Source organism: Streptomyces bambusae, assembly GCF_020532645.1.
Lineage (GTDB): Bacteria > Actinomycetota > Actinomycetes > Streptomycetales > Streptomycetaceae > Streptomyces > Streptomyces bambusae.
Genome location: NZ_JAJAUZ010000148.1, coordinates 1 through 565 on the forward strand (window position 1 = coordinate 1; position 565 = coordinate 565).

Consider the following 565-nt stretch of genomic DNA (forward strand, 5'->3'; position numbering starts at 1 on the left):
CGCCGCCGGGCTCCCGGGATTCCTCGAATCCCCAGACCCCGCCGCACTCCCGTACGACGCAGGCCATGAAGCGCAGCGCGGAGCGGCGGGCGGTGTCGCGGGCCGCGGCGATACGGGGATGCGCGTGCGGGCCGTTACGTCCGCCCTGCCCGTCGAAGACGGTGAGCCGGATGCCGTCCCAGCGGTAGCGCACCGACAGGTACACGTCCTCACCCGGGCTCAACTTCGCCGCGGTGGCGACGAGTTCGGACGCGACCTGCACGGCCGCCGCACTGCACGCGGCGAGCCCGTGGACGTGCAGGGCGGCGGCGACGGCGGTACGGGCGATCCGCGCGGCATGCGGCGACCCGGCCAGCGTCAGGCTCAGGAACAGGTTGTCGGGCAGCGGCGGACCATCGAGCACGCTCCCGACCGGCGGGCAGGGCAGGGTGGACAGACTGAGCATCGCGGACTCCTCGTACGGAATGGACTGACGGTGAGTTCGACGCGCACGAGTGGCTGACGCGGACTTCAGGAAGCGTGGCTCGTCGCCGGAGGCCGAGGCATGCTGCGGCGATGCACTTCA

Annotated in this window: 1 protein-coding gene; it reads right to left on the minus strand. The window is 72.4% G+C overall.

The window, feature by feature from the left end; genetic code table 11:
- The coding region (locus LG634_RS37575) for an ATP-binding protein (protein WP_226741041.1) at positions 1 to 445 on the minus strand (445 nt) is incomplete at its 3' end.
- Positions 446 to 565: the final 120 nt, after the last annotated feature.